Here is a 14,523-nt window from a genome sequence, read left to right as displayed (position 1 = left end):
TTGCTCATATCAATGGCAAGACTTTTGTCTTTAAGACACCGCCGTGATGTTTATGCCGTCTGCAGCTCTTCACTTAACAGAATGTTATTGCGCCCCATATGCTTTGCTTCGTAGAGGGCTTTGTCCGCTTTTTCCAGCGCGCCTTCCACGTCTTCATCCTCGAAAATGGCAATACCAATGCTGATAGTGACGTTTGTCGCGACACTCTCGTTAAACAGATGCGGGATTTTCAAATCGTAGACTTTCTGACGGATCCGCTCGGCCGTCTGGCGAGCATGTTCGAGTGAAATATTGGTCAGCAGAACCATAAACTCTTCTCCGCCAAAACGCGCCACAATATCGCGAGAACGCACGGCGTCACGGATTGCCGCAGAGACGCGCTTCAGCGCCTGATCGCCCATCATATGGCCATAGTGATCGTTATAGGCTTTGAAGTGATCGATATCCATCAGCAGGACAAAGTGCTCGCCATTTTCTACCGTCGGCAGGTTCTCCAGACGGCTTTGCAGACCGCGACGATTATAGAGCCCGGTAAGCGGGTCCATCATGCTGAGATCGGTAAGGGTTTCTCGCTCTTCCAACAGGCGCGAGAGCAATTCCTGAGCGAAACGGTCGTTACGCGTTTGCAAAATGTTATGAATAGCAATTGCCACCACAGGAAGTGCGAAAGAATAGGTCATTCTCAGCCATATATCGTGATCGCTTAGCCACAGGCAGACAATAAAGGTGGGCAATGAGTGCAGCGTAAATGCTTTGATATTACTCGCGAATGCCAGCGTTCCGATAAAAAGTACCGTTAATAGAGCGATTAACAAATACGTCGCGTGGTCGTGGGTAATTAAGGCGAATTTAGACTCAATTTGCCAGGCCCACAAAATACCGAAGATCCCTGAAACAACGGGAATATTTATCTTCCGCGCGCGCTTTCTCCAGTGCCAGACGAACAGGCCGGTGCTGATGGAGAAAATAGCAATAAGTGGGGCAGATAACAGGCGTACAGAATTGAGCGGATTTGTTACCGAGAACACTGCCGAGGTTGCGTTCAGAAATAAAAATAAACGTAACGACAATTGATATTTTCTGTGAACCAAAGACCGCCAGGATTGTGATGTCATAGTCGTGCGTTTTTATTAAAATTTAATTAAAACAAACAAGTAGGTGCCGTTTCGCAATAAAACATGCAAAAAACTCAAAGAGTAATTATCAGAAAATCTTTAGATGTTGTTAACAGGTGTGCAATTTATCACCTTAGGCAATTCCTGTCATTACGGGAAAGGTAAAGGTCGATGGATTTTGATTCATTCAGCTGACAAATGATAATGTATGTCATATGATATTGGTTATCATTATCGTTGTGAGAGGGCAGATCATGTTGAACAGGGCGCTTGGCAGTGGTTGGGGGGTATTGCTACCGGGAGCCATTCTCGGCGGGTTGATGTTTGCCGATCTCTCCCTTGATACCTGGAAAGCGATCATTGTGTCAGGCCTGTTAGTCACGTCAGGCATGATCTGGCATAAGCAGCTTCGCCACTTTGTTTTACTGCCATCATGCGTAGCACTGGTCAGTGGAATTCTGGTGGTACTGATGAGTTTGAAATAACAGGGAAAACAAGGGGAACTTCAGAAGGGATGTAAGATAATTGGTGCGAGGGGGGGGACTCGAACCCCCACATCCTAAGGACACTAACACCTGAAGCTAGCGCGTCTACCAATTCCGCCACCTTCGCACAGTCATCTTACTATTGTTGATATCGCCTCGTTGGTGCGAGGGGGGGGACTCGAACCCCCACATCCGTAAGGACACTAACACCTGAAGCTAGCGCGTCTACCAATTCCGCCACCTTCGCCCAGTGCGAGCAATATCATTGTGATTTATGGTGCGAGGGGGGGGACTCGAACCCCCACATCCGTAAGGACACTAACACCTGAAGCTAGCGCGTCTACCAATTCCGCCACCTTCGCATACCATCGATACTGTAAAAGTATCGTAACCACGGAGGCGCATTCTAGATGTTTTCAGCTTTACGTCAACAGAAAAGTGCGCGCGACGCCTTGATTGCTGCAAAAATGGCCGATGCAGGCGCCATGCGGAGCCGGATGGCGCTTGTGCTTATCCGGCCTGCTGGAGCGGAGATTACTTTTTGGCCTGGCGCGTCATGACGGTACGGTAGACCTTAAAGCGGCCGGTCTGGGCGATCACTTCGTGGAAGCCGAAGGTTTCGTCCAGCACTTTCGGGTACGCCAGGAAGGCGTTCGCGACTATACGCAGCTCGCCGCCGCTGTTCAGATGACGGGTTGCGCCGCGGATCAGCGTTTGTGCCGCTTCAAGGCTGGTCTCCATACCGTCGTGGAACGGCGGGTTGGAGATAATCATGTCGAAGCGACCGGTGACGTCGGAGAAGACGTTGCTGGCAATCACCTCGCCTTCAATGCCGTTTGCGGCAAGCGTTGCGCGGCTGGCTTCAACAGCCGGGGCGCTCACGTCACAGAGGGTTAAGCGCACTTTGGGTGAATGGCTGGCGAGCACGGTAGAGAGCACGCCCGCGCCGCAGCCCACGTCCAGCACTTTGCCTTTGGTGTGCGGCGTCAGGGTGGAGAGCAGCAGCTTGCTGCCCGTATCCAGCGCGTCGCGGCTGAACACGCCCGGCAGGGTTTTGATGGTCAGGCCGTCAAGCTGGTACTCGTCCCAGTATGCCTGTGGATCGAACGTTGTCTGCTTTTCCAGACGGCCATGATACAAACCACAGCGGCGTGCGCTGTCGACTTTATTCAGCGGCGCGTAGCCTTCCAGCATCTGTTCAGCGCTACGCACGCCGCTGCGGTTCTCACCCACCACGAAAATATCGCAGCCTACCGGCAGCAGGGAGAGCAGGTTCATCAGCTGGAACTGGGCTTCAGGCTTGTTCTTCGGCCAGTAGTAAATCAGCGTATCGCAGTCGGCAATATCGCTCTGCTCCGCCACCAGGCTAAAGCGCGCGCGCTCGGCCATCTGGCGGCTCAGCACCTGCCAGTGGTGGTAGTATTGGGTGTGGGCACGGCTTTCAGCACAGTCGAAACGCGCAGGCAGGTCATCCTGCATATCTCCGGCAAACAGAATACGGCTTTCTTCGAAATCATCACTGTGACGCAGCAAGACTTCACTTGCCGGGGTAAATGCAGACATGAATTGTTCCTCAATAAACTCAGGCGGGGATTATAGTAGGTAGATGGCGCACTTTCGACACATTTGCTATATTTGCGCGCCTGAGAGACAGGAGTTTTCCCTATGACATCCCGACGAGACTGGCAGTTGCAGCAGCTGGGCATTACCCAGTGGGCTTTGCGTCGCCCGACGGCGTTGCAGGGCGAAATCGCCATTTCCATCCCTGCGCACGTACGCCTGGTGATGGTGGCGGAAGAACTGCCTGCCCTGAATGAACCCCTGATCGATGATGTCCTTCGCAGCCTGAAGATGACGGCCGACCAGGTTTTACAGCTGACGCCAGAGCGTGTCGCGATGCTTCCTCCTGATAGCCGCTGTAACAGCTGGCGTATCGGAGAGACAAACGAGATCCCCCTCCAGGGGAGCCAGATCTGCTCGCCAGCGCTGGACGAACTGAAAGCCAACCCAAAAGCGCGCAGCGCGCTATGGCAACAAATCTGCGAATATGAACACGATTTCTTCCCTCACGACGCCTGACCTGACCACAGCGTTTGCGATTGAAACACGCGCCCACGCCTTTCCGTGGAGCGAAAAAACCTTCGCCAGCAATCAGGGCGAACGGTATCTGAACTTCCGTCTGGACGTTGACGGCACCATGGCCGCCTTCGCGATCACGCAGGTTGTTCTTGATGAAGCGACGCTGTTTAATATTGCGGTTGATCCCGCGTTCCAGCGCCGTGGGCTGGGAAGAGAACTGCTCGAGCACCTCATTCGTGAGCTCGAAACCCGTGACGTTTTCACCCTGTGGCTGGAGGTGCGCGCGTCGAATGTCGCCGCCATCGCACTCTATGAAAGCTTAGGCTTTAACGAGGCGACGGTCCGCCGTAACTACTACCCCACCGCAGAGGGACGTGAAGACGCCATCATAATGGCTCTGCCGATTGGATAACGAATATAAGGTTGTAACGATGAAATGGGACTGGATTTTCTTTGATGCCGACGAAACGCTGTTTACGTTTGACTCGTTCGGCGGCCTGCAGCGGATGTTTCTCGACTATAGCGTGACCTTCACCGCTGAAGATTTTCAGGACTATCAGGCGGTAAACAAGCCGCTGTGGGTGGATTACCAGAACGGTGCCATCACCGCGTTACAGCTTCAGCACCAGCGTTTTGACGTCTGGGCGGAACGCTTAAAGGTCAGTCCGGGAACGCTGAATGATGCCTTCCTGAACGCGATGGCCGATATCTGTGCGCCACTGCCGGGTGCGGTTTCCCTGCTGAATGCGTTGAAAGGCAAGGTCAAACTGGGGATCATCACCAACGGTTTTACCGCTCTGCAGCAGATCCGCCTCGAGCGCACCGGCCTGCGCGATCATTTCGATGCGCTGGTGATCTCCGAAGAGGTGGGCGTACCTAAACCGGATCCGCGTATTTTCGACTACGCGCTGGCGCAGGCCGGTCATCCCGACCGCGATCGCGTCCTGATGGTGGGCGATACGGCAGAGTCAGATATCCTGGGCGGCATGAAGTCAGGTCTTTCGACCGTCTGGCTTAACGCGCATGGCCGCGTGAAGCCTGAAGGCATCGAGCCGACCTGGACCGTGACGTCGTTGAACGAACTGGAGCAACTCCTGTGTAAACAATGATTGCCTGCCCCCCATTGATGGGTAAAATAGCCGCAATTTTGTATTCCATGATGCGTGGCGTGCTGCCGCGCTTATAAAAGAAGATTTAATTATGACGTTGTCTCCTTATCTGCAAGAGGTGGCCAAGCGCCGCACTTTTGCCATTATCTCGCACCCGGATGCCGGTAAAACGACCATCACTGAGAAGGTGTTGCTGTTCGGACAGGCGATCCAGACTGCGGGTACCGTGAAGGGCCGTGGCTCCAGCCAGCACGCAAAATCTGACTGGATGGAGATGGAAAAGCAGCGTGGTATTTCGATTACCACCTCCGTGATGCAGTTCCCGTATCACGACTGCCTCGTGAACCTGCTGGACACCCCGGGCCACGAAGACTTCTCCGAAGATACCTACCGTACCCTGACGGCGGTGGACTGCTGTCTGATGGTGATCGACGCCGCGAAAGGTGTAGAAGACAGGACCCGTAAGCTGATGGAAGTCACCCGTCTGCGCGATACGCCGATCCTCACCTTCATGAACAAACTCGACCGCGACATCCGTGACCCGATGGAAGTAATGGACGAAGTGGAAAGCGAGCTGAAAATCGCCTGTGCGCCCATCACCTGGCCAATTGGCTGCGGTAAGCTGTTCAAAGGGGTGTATCACCTCTATAAAGACGAAACCTACCTGTATCAGACCGGTAAAGGCCACACCATTCAGGACGTTCGCGTGGTGAAAGGTCTGGATAACCCTGAGCTGGACGCGGCAGTCGGCGAAGAGTTGGCCGCGCAGCTGCGCGACGAGCTGGAGCTGGTCAAAGGCGCGTCTCACGAATTCGACAAAGAGCTGTTCCTGAGCGGTGAAATTACCCCGGTCTTCTTCGGTACCGCGCTGGGTAACTTCGGCGTTGACCACATGCTTGACGGTCTGGTGGAGTGGGCTCCGCGCCCGATGCCGCGTAAAACCGACACCCGTGAAGTGGAAGCGCAGGAAGAGAAATTCACCGGCTTCGTGTTCAAAATTCAGGCCAACATGGACCCGAAACACCGCGACCGCGTGGCCTTTATGCGCGTGGTGTCCGGTAAGTATGAAAAGGGCATGAAGCTGCGCCAGGTGCGTACCGGGAAAGACGTGGTGATTTCCGACGCCCTGACCTTTATGGCGGGTGACCGTTCGCACGTTGAAGAGGCATATCCGGGCGACATCATCGGTCTGCACAACCACGGCACTATTCAGATCGGCGATACCTTCACCCAAGGTGAAATGATGAAGTTCACCGGTATTCCGAACTTCGCACCGGAGCTGTTCCGTCGTATCCGTCTGCGCGATCCTCTGAAGCAGAAACAGCTGCTGAAAGGCCTGGTTCAGCTCTCCGAAGAGGGCGCCGTGCAGGTGTTCCGCCCAATCGCGAACAACGATCTGATCGTTGGTGCGGTCGGCGTGCTGCAGTTCGACGTGGTTGTTGCGCGTCTGAAGAGCGAGTACAACGTGGAAGCGATTTACGAGTCCGTGAACGTCGCGACCGCGCGCTGGGTTGAGTGTTCTGACGTGAAGAAATTCGAAGAATTTAAGCGTAAGAACGAAATTCAGCTGGCGCTGGATGGCGGCGATAACCTGACCTATATCGCGCCAACCATGGTGAACCTGAACCTGACGCAGGAACGTTACCCTGACGTTCAGTTCCGTAAAACCCGCGAGCACTAATCCCCTCTCAGAGCACGGCTGCCGCCGTGCTCTTCTTTAATTCCTGTCTTATTAATCCCTTGCGGAATGTTCTTAATTCAACGCAATTTCACGCTATTCGCGCGTTTTTTACCCAATTCTGAAAGCGGCTCTGTGAGAGTGATCTATATTTAACTCAGTGTTTAACACCGGGCGTGGATAAATTAACTGTTCAATGCATGACTTTAGGTTATCCATTTTACCTGTGTGTTTATTCGCAATATATAAAACTACTAAGGAAGTATGTAGCCCGAATAACGGGTAAACACAGGAATAGATCGATGAATATGACAAGACTGAAGATTTCGAAAACTCTGCTGGCTGTAACCCTGGGTAGCGTTCTGGTGAGCGGTTCCGCTCTGGCGGAAAGCAGCACAATGGATAAAGCCCAGTCCACGGCCGATACCGCAGGGCAAAAAATCGATAGCTCTATGAATAAAGTCGGCAATTTCATGGACGACAGCTCAATCACAGCAAAAGTGAAAGCCGCACTGGTGGATGATGAAGCCATCAAAAGTACCGATATTTCCGTTAAGACCGACAAGAAAGTGGTCACGCTGAGCGGCTTCGTGGAAAGCCAGGCTCAGGCCGAACAGGCGGTGAAAGTCGCGAAAGGCGTTGAAGGCGTTGCGTCCGTCAGCGATAAGCTGCACGTACGTGACGGTAAAAACGCGTCGGTGAAAGGTTATGCCGGAGATGCAGCCACCACCAGCGAAATCAAAGCTAAACTTTTAGCAGATGACATCGTGCCGTCCCGCAAGGTGAAAGTGGAAACCACCGATGGTGTGGTTCAGCTCTCCGGTACGGTAGATTCGCAGGCGCAAAGTGAACGCGCCGAGTCCATCGCGAAAGCGATTGACGGTGTGAAAAGCGTTAAAAACGATCTGAAAACGAAGTAAATCTGGACCATTCGCCCGTCTGGCTAACACCTGCGGGCGAAATAAGAACGACTCTGGAAAAACGCCGGTGAGTGACCTGAGCGCTCACGTTTAGCGGCCGACATTAACTATGGTAAAGGAGAAGCTTATGTTTCGTTGGGGCATTATATTTCTGGTTATCGCGTTAATTGCCGCCGCATTGGGCTTTGGTGGACTGGCAGGTACAGCGGCATGGGCAGCTAAAATTGTCTTCGTTGTGGGTATTATTCTGTTCCTGGTCAGCCTGTTTACGGGTCGTAGACGTCCGTAGCAAACGCAATATTCCTTCAACAAAATAAAGCCAGTCACTGCGACTGGCTTTTTCTTATTTGCGGAACAGGTCGGGTGCGTTACTGTGGTGTTATAAAATAATCAAAAAACAGGAAAGCAGAGGTGGGGCAACGAATTCCCGTTACGCTTGGCAATATTGCGCCGCTGACGTTAAAACCGTTTCGCGCAGGTCAACTCGCGCTGGTTTGCGAGGGGGGAGGGCAGCGCGGCATTTTCACCGCCGGCGTGCTGGATGAATTTATGCGCGCGCAGTTCAACCCGTTTGACCTTTACTTCGGCACCTCTGCCGGGGCGCAGAACCTCTCTGCCTATGTCTGTAACCAGCCCGGCTACGCGCGAAAGGTCATCATGCGCTACACCACGGCAAAAGAATTTTTTAATCCGGTGCGCTTTGTGCGCGGCGGCAACCTGATCGATCTCGACTGGCTTCTGGAATCGACCTCCAGCCAGATGCCGCTGGCCATGGATACCGCTGCCCGTCTGTTTGATAGCGGCAAAGAGTTCTGGATGTGCGCCAGCCGGGGCGATGACTATTCGCCGGGCTATTTTTCTCCTCAGAAGGAGAACTGGCTGGACATCATCCGCGCCTCCAGCGCGATCCCCGGTTTTTATCGTACCGGTGCCCTGCTGGACGGTATTAGCTATCTGGACGGGGGGATCAGTGACGCGGTGCCGGTGCAGGAAGCCGCGCGTCGCGGGGCGAAAACCATTGTGGTGATCCGTACCGTACCGTCGCAAATGTATTACACGCCGCAGTGGTTCAAACGGATGGAGCGCTGGTTGGGCGACAGCAGCCTGCAGCCGCTGGTGAACATCGCGAAGCAGCATGAAACCACCTACGGCGCGATGCAGCGCTTCATTGAAAAACCGCCGGGCAAGCTGCGTATTTTTGAAATCTATCCGCCTAAGCCGCTGCTGAGCATGGCCCTGGGCAGCCGCGTCCCTGCGCTGCGCATGGATTACAAAACGGGGCGGCTGTGCGGACGTTACTTCCTGGCGACGGTGGGGAAAATGCTGGCGGAGAAACCGCCGCTTCATCGCCATAAACGCATTATTTTGCCGCCTGCGATTGTCGCCAACGACGCCCTGACGATGCCGCTGGTGGATATTCCGCAGGCGAATGACGCTTTACTGGATAACGAGGATCTGGCGTGACGCTCCGCTTTGTCGATACCCACTGCCACTTTGATTTTCCGCCGTTTACGGGGGATGAAGCGCAAAGCATAGCGAAAGCGGCTGAGGCAGGGGTTCAGGCCATCATTGTGCCGGCAGTGGAAGCGGCCTATTTTTCCCGGGTGTTGGATCTTTCCATGCGGCACCCAGCGCTCTATGCCGCGCTCGGCCTGCATCCGATTGTTATTGAACGGCATCTTGATGAGCACATTGAGAGGCTTGATGAGGTCGTGCAAACCGCAGGAGACAAACTTGTCGCCATCGGTGAGATCGGCCTCGATCTTTATCGTGAGGATCCGCAGTTTGAGCGCCAGCAGACGATCCTCGACGCGCAGCTCAGGCTGGCGAAGCGCCACGATCTGCCGGTGATCCTCCATTCAAGACGCACGCACGATAAGCTGGCGATGCACCTGAAACGCATCGATCTGCCTCGCAGGGGCGTAGTGCACGGTTTTTCCGGCAGCCTGCAGCAGGCGCAGCGTTTTATCGAGCTGGGCTATAAAATCGGCGTCGGCGGCACCATCACCTATCCGCGGGCCAGTAAAACCCGGGACGTGATGGCACAGCTGCCGCTGTCGGCGCTTCTGCTGGAAACCGACGCGCCGGATATGCCGCTGAATGGTTTTCAGGGCCAGCCGAATCGCCCGGAACAGGCGGCGCGCGTGTTTACCACCCTATGTGAACTGCGAAAAGAGCCTGAAGAGGTGATTGCCGATGCGCTGCTGGAAAATACCCGTTCGGTATTTGGCATCACGCTATAGGTAAAGTGCCGGACGAATCACCGTTATCTTCTGTTTTTCCAGCGCCCGCGCCAGCGGTTCAACGTCCTCGGGCGTGGCGCTGCGCCACGACGCAGCCTCACCGTAAACGCCCTGCGCATGAAACGCGTTGATACGCACCGGAACATTCCCAAGCCCGTGGATAAAGGTTGTTAGCGGTTTGAGGTGTTCCAGATAATCACACAGCTCCGGAATCACCAGCAGGCGGAGCTCAGTCAAACGGTGACGATCTGCCAGCCAGCGGATGCTCTGCTTGATCTGCGGGTTTTCGCGCCCGGTCAGGAAACGGTGATGCTCGTTTCCCCACGCCTTCAGATCCAGCATTGCGCCATCCAGTACCGGCAGCAGCTTTTGCCAGCCGGTTTCGCCTAACAGACCGTTGCTGTCTACCAGGCAGGTGAGGTGACGCAGGGCGGGATCGGCTTTGATCGCGGTAAACAGGGCAATCAAAAACGGCAATTGCGTTGTGGCTTCGCCGCCGCTGACGGTGATCCCTTCGATAAACGGTGCGGATTTGCGGACCTGAGTGAGGATCTCTTCCACGCTGAAGCGGTGCGCCATAGGCGTTGCCTGCTGCTGGCACAGGTGCAGGCAGGTGTCGCACTGCTGGCAGTCACTCTCCTGCCACCAGACGCGTCCGGCCTGAATCGTCAGCGCGTCGTGCGGGCAGTGGGGCACGCAGTCCCCGCAGTCGTTGCAGCGGCCGATCGTCCACGGGTTGTGGCAGGTTTTACAGCGCAGGTTGCAGCCCTGCAGAAACAGCGCCAGGCGGCTGCCCGGCCCGTCTACGCAGGAGAAAGGAATGACCTGACTAACTAAAGCGCATCTGCTGTTCATGGCTTATCACGCGCGGCTGACGTTCCAGAATACGGGTATTGCGTGCGGCCTCTTCCCCCAGCCACGTGGTATTGGTGCGCGATCCGGCTTCCCGGTATTTCTCCAGATCCGACAAGCGAACCATGTAGCCTGTCACGCGGACCAGATCGTTACCCGCTACGTTGGCGGTAAATTCACGCATTCCCGCTCTGAACGCCCCCAGGCAAAGCTGAACCACCGCCTGCGGGTTGCGTTTGACCGTCTCCTCCAGGGTGAGAATATCGCTGATTCCGGAGTGATAGTGTTTGTGATGCGGCGCAACGGCCAGCAGATGGCTGATGGGATCCGGCTCGTCGCCGTAAGGCAAGCGCGCGCCCGGCGTGGTGCCCGAATCGGAACTGATCCCCGACTGCGCGTGAAGCATCGCGCGAAGCTTCCAGCCGTGCTTCACCGGCGTGCTTTCAACGAACGCTGCAAGCTGTTCGCTGATGCGATAGCCCAGCGCGTTGGCCTGTTCATCCTTTCCGTAGCGTCCCGCTATTCCTGCTTTCTCACAGAGCGCGTTTACCGCTTCCGCCAGGCCGTACATGCCAAACATGGGTACAAACCGTTCCGCATCAATCAGCCCCTCTTTTACCAGGAAGCTATTCTCAAAGAAGCCAGATTGCTCGTAAAGGAAACCGCAGCGTGCATCGATGATGGCAATTTGCTGCTGGCAGTAGTGCGGGAGCGTGCGGGTGAAGAAGTCGTCAATGGATGCGCTACGTTCAGCAATGGCTTTGAGGTTAAGGCGCACCAGGGTGCTGCCGCCGCCTGCAAGCGGCAGGGAGTTGTAACAGCTCACCACACCATAACGGCCTTTTGTGAAAATTTTATCATTCATCGGGCCATTAGAAATATGCGGTTTGCTGCATTCACAAATGTTTTTCGCCACCTCAAGCAGCAAATCATCTGGGGTGATATCGGGATCGTAGATAAAGGTCAGGTTCGGCGCGACCTGCTTCAGCTCTGCATCGGCACGCAGAATGGCGCGCGTGACTGGCGTATCTTCAGGCCCGATGTTTGCGTGCATAAACGCATCCGGCAGCGTACGGTCGAGATAGCGCCAGAAACGTTTTATTCGGCTATCGATCTCTTCTTGTGTTAGAATTCTAACATATGGAGTCAATATCGCATCAAGCTGACCGAGATAGACCGGCATCGATGTGACGGACGGAACATGATGGTAGAGGATGGTTAACAGCGAGAGGGCGTCGTCGAGATCTTTCGCGCCTTCCAGCTCCAGCCACTCTGAACCGTTAGCCAGAAATTTGGCGTAATCCGGCAGAACGTAACGGGGTTTGTAAGGCGCATGGCCTTCGAACATGTCGCAGATAAACCCTTCGTCCAGTGCGGCTCGTGCGGCCTCAGGAAGCGCCGGATAAGGCAGGTTGTTTTCCGCTTCCAGCGCCAGAAAATGACGTTTTTGTTCCGGGGTTAACACCGGGCTTGTCACAATGTGCTGGCAACGTTGTTGCAGGGCGTCGGGGCTGGAGTGGGGCATAGTCGCTTCCTTGAGTGTTCTGCGGATGATGAGCGGATTGTAGGAAGCCAGCCTGTCGGGGCTTTTGATCCGACAGGGGGTATCGCTGCTTTAGTCGGCAATTTACGCGCTAAAGTTTGAAGAAGATCTCATTACAGTAATGCAAATTTGTATGCAGTTTTCATTAACTGTGATGAATGTCGAAGTGTGGATGCGGGTGAATGTTAGAATACTCACAGACCCGCAAGGTAAAATTTATACGGCACTGCCGTTGGAGAATGTTATGACCGATTTAACTGCAAGCAGCCTGCGCGCGTTGAAACTGATGGACCTGACCACCCTGAACGATGACGACACCAATGAAAAAGTCATCGCCCTGTGCCATCAGGCGAAAACGCCGGTGGGTAACACCGCAGCCATCTGTATCTACCCGCGCTTTATCCCGATTGCCCGTAAGACGCTGAAAGAGCAGGGTACGCCGGACGTGCGCATTGCAACCGTAACTAACTTCCCGCATGGCAACGACGATATCGAGATCGCGCTGGCAGAAACCCGCGCGGCGATTGCTTACGGCGCAGACGAAGTTGACGTTGTGTTCCCGTACCGCGCGCTGATCGCCGGCAACGAGCAGGTTGGTTTTGACCTGGTGAAAGCCTGTAAAGACGCGTGCGCGGCGGCAAACGTGCTGCTGAAAGTGATCATCGAAACCGGCGAGCTGAAAGAAGAGGCGCTGATTCGTAAGGCGTCTGAAATCTCCATCAAAGCCGGTGCGGATTTCATTAAAACCTCTACCGGTAAAGTGCCGGTGAATGCGACCCCGGAAAGCGCGCGCATCATGATGGAAGTGATCCGCGACATGGGCGTATCCAAAACCGTTGGTTTCAAACCTGCGGGCGGCGTGCGTACTGCCGAAGACGCGCAGCAATTCCTGGCGATTGCCGACGAGCTGTTTGGCGCCGACTGGGCCGATTCCCGTCACTACCGCTTCGGTGCGTCCAGCCTGCTGGCTAGCCTGCTGAAAGCGCTGGGTCACGGCGACGGTAAGAGCGCAAGCAGCTACTGATTGCCAGACAATGCCGGATGACGCTTCGCTCATCCGGTCGACAGGATCGTAGGGCGGGTAAGCGTAGCGCCACCCGCCACAACTCTCCCGATTCCGCATGGAGGTTACCGTGTTTCTCGCACAAGAAATTATTCGTAAAAAACGTGATGGTCATGCATTAAGCGATGAAGAGATCCGCTTCTTCATCAACGGCATTCGTGATAACACCGTCTCAGAAGGGCAGATTGCGGCTCTGGCGATGACCATTTTCTTCCACGATATGTCGATGCCTGAGCGCGTGTCGCTGACCATGGCGATGCGAGATTCAGGAACCGTTCTGGACTGGAAAAGCCTTAATCTTAACGGCCCGATCGTGGATAAACACTCCACCGGCGGCGTGGGCGACGTGACGTCTCTGATGCTCGGCCCAATGGTTGCAGCCTGTGGCGGTTACATCCCGATGATCTCCGGGCGCGGCCTGGGCCACACCGGCGGTACCCTCGACAAACTGGAAGCCATTCCGGGCTTCGATATCTTCCCGGACGACAACCGCTTCCGCGACATTATTAAAGACGTTGGTGTGGCGATTATCGGCCAGACCAGCTCTCTTGCTCCGGCAGACAAGCGTTTCTACGCGACCCGCGACATCACCGCGACCGTTGACTCCATCCCGCTGATTACCGCCTCTATCCTGGCGAAGAAACTGGCTGAAGGGCTGGACGCGCTGGTGATGGACGTGAAGGTCGGCAGCGGCGCGTTTATGCCGACCTATGAACTTTCCGCTGCGCTTGCAGAAGCGATCGTTGGCGTCTCCAACGGCGCGGGCGTGCGCACCACCGCGCTGCTCACCGACATGAACCAGGTTCTGGCGTCCAGCGCCGGTAACGCCGTCGAAGTGCGTGAAGCGGTGCAGTTCCTGACCGGTGAATACCGCAACCCGCGTCTGTTCGACGTGACCATGGCGCTGTGCGTTGAGATGTTAATCTCCGGCAAGCTGGCCAAAGACGACGCAGAAGCCCGCGCGAAACTGCAGGCGGTGCTGGATAACGGTAAAGCGGCGGATATTTTTGGCCGCATGGTTGCAGCCCAGAAGGGCCCGACCGATTTCGTCGAAAACTACGCGAAATACCTGCCAACCGCGACGCTCAGCAAAGCGGTGTATGCCGATAGCGAAGGGTTTGTCTCTGCAATGGACACCCGTGCGCTGGGTATGGCGGTGGTCTCGATGGGCGGCGGCCGTCGTCAGGCGTCAGACACCATTGATTACAGCGTCGGCTTTACCGATATGGCCCGTCTGGGCGACAGCGTTGACGGTCAACGTCCGCTTGCGATGATCCACGCGAAAGACGAAGCCAGCTGGCAGGAAGCGGCTAAAGCGGTGAAAGCGGCAATTACGCTTGACGATAAAGCGCCGGAAACCACACCGACTGTCTATCGCCGTATCACCGAATAGCGGTATACTGATCTGATCGATAATTTTTGAAGCACTACGTACG

The 14,523-nt window shown here is 55.2% G+C and carries 15 protein-coding genes and 3 tRNA genes; 11 read left to right on the top strand and 7 right to left on the bottom strand.

Annotated elements, in window-relative coordinates; genetic code table 11:
* Positions 1 to 50: 50 nt before the first annotated feature.
* On the bottom strand, positions 51 to 1,115 hold the full coding sequence (locus ACERY3_RS14640; RefSeq protein WP_047060227.1) for a diguanylate cyclase: 1,065 nt from the start codon (positions 1,113 to 1,115) through the stop codon (positions 51 to 53).
* 215 nt (positions 1,116 to 1,330) lie between these two features.
* On the opposite strand from ACERY3_RS14640, the gene ACERY3_RS14635 reads away from it, so the two are divergent.
* A complete protein-coding gene (locus ACERY3_RS14635) occupies positions 1,331 to 1,600 on the top strand; it encodes a DUF1435 domain-containing protein (protein ID WP_373225904.1) in 270 nt (89 codons plus the stop codon).
* A gap of 41 nt (positions 1,601 to 1,641) precedes the next feature.
* Here the strand turns inward: ACERY3_RS14635 and ACERY3_RS14630 are convergent.
* From ACERY3_RS14630 to rsmC, 4 genes are all read right to left on the bottom strand, one after another.
* Positions 1,642 to 1,727, bottom strand: a tRNA-Leu gene (locus ACERY3_RS14630).
* Between the two features lie 33 nt (positions 1,728 to 1,760).
* Positions 1,761 to 1,847 (bottom strand) — tRNA-Leu (locus ACERY3_RS14625).
* A gap of 28 nt (positions 1,848 to 1,875) precedes the next feature.
* A tRNA-Leu gene (locus tag ACERY3_RS14620) sits at positions 1,876 to 1,962 on the bottom strand.
* Between the two features lie 172 nt (positions 1,963 to 2,134).
* Complete coding sequence (gene rsmC, locus ACERY3_RS14615) at positions 2,135 to 3,163, bottom strand: 16S rRNA (guanine(1207)-N(2))-methyltransferase RsmC (protein WP_373225903.1); 1,029 nt, start codon at positions 3,161 to 3,163, stop codon at positions 2,135 to 2,137.
* 102 nt (positions 3,164 to 3,265) lie between these two features.
* Between rsmC and ACERY3_RS14610 the strand changes: the two genes are divergently transcribed.
* The 8 genes from ACERY3_RS14610 (at position 3,266) to ACERY3_RS14575 (ending at position 9,629) form a co-directional block, all read left to right on the top strand.
* Positions 3,266 to 3,679, top strand: a complete 414-nt coding sequence (locus ACERY3_RS14610; RefSeq protein WP_033144572.1) for a DNA polymerase III subunit psi — start codon at positions 3,266 to 3,268, stop codon at positions 3,677 to 3,679.
* Positions 3,648 to 4,091, top strand: a complete 444-nt coding sequence (gene rimI, locus ACERY3_RS14605) for a ribosomal protein S18-alanine N-acetyltransferase (RefSeq protein WP_033144573.1) — start codon at positions 3,648 to 3,650, stop codon at positions 4,089 to 4,091. The genes ACERY3_RS14610 and rimI overlap by 32 nt, the downstream gene beginning before the upstream one ends.
* Positions 4,092 to 4,110: 19 nt before the next feature.
* Complete coding sequence (yjjG, locus tag ACERY3_RS14600) at positions 4,111 to 4,788, top strand: pyrimidine 5'-nucleotidase (RefSeq protein WP_039260913.1); 678 nt, start codon at positions 4,111 to 4,113, stop codon at positions 4,786 to 4,788.
* A 91-nt stretch (positions 4,789 to 4,879) separates the two neighbouring features.
* The gene (prfC, locus tag ACERY3_RS14595) at positions 4,880 to 6,469 is read left to right on the top strand and encodes a peptide chain release factor 3 (protein ID WP_058840504.1); all 1,590 of its coding nucleotides are present in this window, start codon (positions 4,880 to 4,882) and stop codon (positions 6,467 to 6,469) included.
* A 299-nt stretch (positions 6,470 to 6,768) separates the two neighbouring features.
* A complete protein-coding gene (gene osmY, locus ACERY3_RS14590) occupies positions 6,769 to 7,386 on the top strand; it encodes a molecular chaperone OsmY (protein ID WP_028015434.1) in 618 nt (205 codons plus the stop codon).
* Between the two features lie 127 nt (positions 7,387 to 7,513).
* The gene (locus tag ACERY3_RS14585; protein WP_003856556.1) at positions 7,514 to 7,675 is read left to right on the top strand and encodes a DUF1328 domain-containing protein; all 162 of its coding nucleotides are present in this window, start codon (positions 7,514 to 7,516) and stop codon (positions 7,673 to 7,675) included.
* Positions 7,676 to 7,797: 122 nt separating this feature from the next.
* Positions 7,798 to 8,850: a patatin family protein gene (locus ACERY3_RS14580; RefSeq protein WP_058840505.1), complete on the top strand. Its 1,053-nt coding sequence runs from the start codon at positions 7,798 to 7,800 to the stop codon at positions 8,848 to 8,850.
* Positions 8,847 to 9,629, top strand: a complete 783-nt coding sequence (locus ACERY3_RS14575; RefSeq protein WP_039260898.1) for a TatD family hydrolase — start codon at positions 8,847 to 8,849, stop codon at positions 9,627 to 9,629. Before ACERY3_RS14580 ends, ACERY3_RS14575 begins: the two co-directional genes overlap by 4 nt.
* On the opposite strand, the gene ACERY3_RS14570 is transcribed toward ACERY3_RS14575, so the two are convergent.
* A complete protein-coding gene (locus ACERY3_RS14570; RefSeq protein WP_320710241.1) occupies positions 9,624 to 10,484 on the bottom strand; it encodes a YjjW family glycine radical enzyme activase in 861 nt (286 codons plus the stop codon). The two genes, ACERY3_RS14575 and ACERY3_RS14570, sit on opposite strands and share 6 nt — an antisense overlap.
* The gene (locus tag ACERY3_RS14565; protein ID WP_033144577.1) at positions 10,459 to 12,006 is read right to left on the bottom strand and encodes a YjjI family glycine radical enzyme; all 1,548 of its coding nucleotides are present in this window, start codon (positions 12,004 to 12,006) and stop codon (positions 10,459 to 10,461) included. Before ACERY3_RS14565 ends, ACERY3_RS14570 begins: the two co-directional genes overlap by 26 nt.
* A 262-nt stretch (positions 12,007 to 12,268) precedes the next feature.
* On the opposite strand from ACERY3_RS14565, the gene deoC reads away from it, so the two are divergent.
* Both deoC and deoA read left to right on the top strand, forming a co-directional pair.
* Entirely contained in the window at positions 12,269 to 13,048 is a 780-nt protein-coding gene (gene deoC, locus ACERY3_RS14560) for a deoxyribose-phosphate aldolase (RefSeq protein WP_023310320.1), read from the top strand.
* A gap of 109 nt (positions 13,049 to 13,157) precedes the next feature.
* The gene (gene deoA / locus ACERY3_RS14555; RefSeq protein WP_058840577.1) at positions 13,158 to 14,480 is read left to right on the top strand and encodes a thymidine phosphorylase; all 1,323 of its coding nucleotides are present in this window, start codon (positions 13,158 to 13,160) and stop codon (positions 14,478 to 14,480) included.
* Positions 14,481 to 14,523: the final 43 nt, after the last annotated feature.

The sequence above is a fragment of the Enterobacter cloacae complex sp. ESBL7 genome (assembly GCF_041679625.1).
In the GTDB taxonomy this organism is placed as follows: Bacteria; Pseudomonadota; Gammaproteobacteria; order Enterobacterales; family Enterobacteriaceae; genus Enterobacter; species Enterobacter asburiae_B.
This window is presented reverse-complemented; position numbering and strand designations above follow the sequence as displayed.

Bases quoted from the DNA above. Each gene is read 5' to 3' on its own strand.
- ACERY3_RS14585 (WP_003856556.1), top strand. From the start codon at position 7,514: ATGTTTCGTTGGGGCATTATATTTCTGGTTATCGCGTTAATTGCCGCC.
- deoC (WP_023310320.1), top strand. From the start codon at position 12,269: ATGACCGATTTAACTGCAAGCAGCCTGCGCGCGTTGAAACTGATGGAC.
- ACERY3_RS14570 (WP_320710241.1), bottom strand. From the start codon at position 10,484: ATGAACAGCAGATGCGCTTTAGTTAGTCAGGTCATTCCTTTCTCCTGC.
- prfC (WP_058840504.1), top strand. From the start codon at position 4,880: ATGACGTTGTCTCCTTATCTGCAAGAGGTGGCCAAGCGCCGCACTTTT.
- rimI (WP_033144573.1), top strand. From the start codon at position 3,648: ATGAACACGATTTCTTCCCTCACGACGCCTGACCTGACCACAGCGTTT.
- ACERY3_RS14565 (WP_033144577.1), bottom strand. From the start codon at position 12,006: ATGCCCCACTCCAGCCCCGACGCCCTGCAACAACGTTGCCAGCACATT.
- ACERY3_RS14640 (WP_047060227.1), bottom strand. From the start codon at position 1,115: ATGACATCACAATCCTGGCGGTCTTTGGTTCACAGAAAATATCAATTG.
- rsmC (WP_373225903.1), bottom strand. From the start codon at position 3,163: ATGTCTGCATTTACCCCGGCAAGTGAAGTCTTGCTGCGTCACAGTGAT.
- ACERY3_RS14635 (WP_373225904.1), top strand. From the start codon at position 1,331: ATGATATTGGTTATCATTATCGTTGTGAGAGGGCAGATCATGTTGAAC.
- osmY (WP_028015434.1), top strand. From the start codon at position 6,769: ATGAATATGACAAGACTGAAGATTTCGAAAACTCTGCTGGCTGTAACC.
- yjjG (WP_039260913.1), top strand. From the start codon at position 4,111: ATGAAATGGGACTGGATTTTCTTTGATGCCGACGAAACGCTGTTTACG.
- ACERY3_RS14610 (WP_033144572.1), top strand. From the start codon at position 3,266: ATGACATCCCGACGAGACTGGCAGTTGCAGCAGCTGGGCATTACCCAG.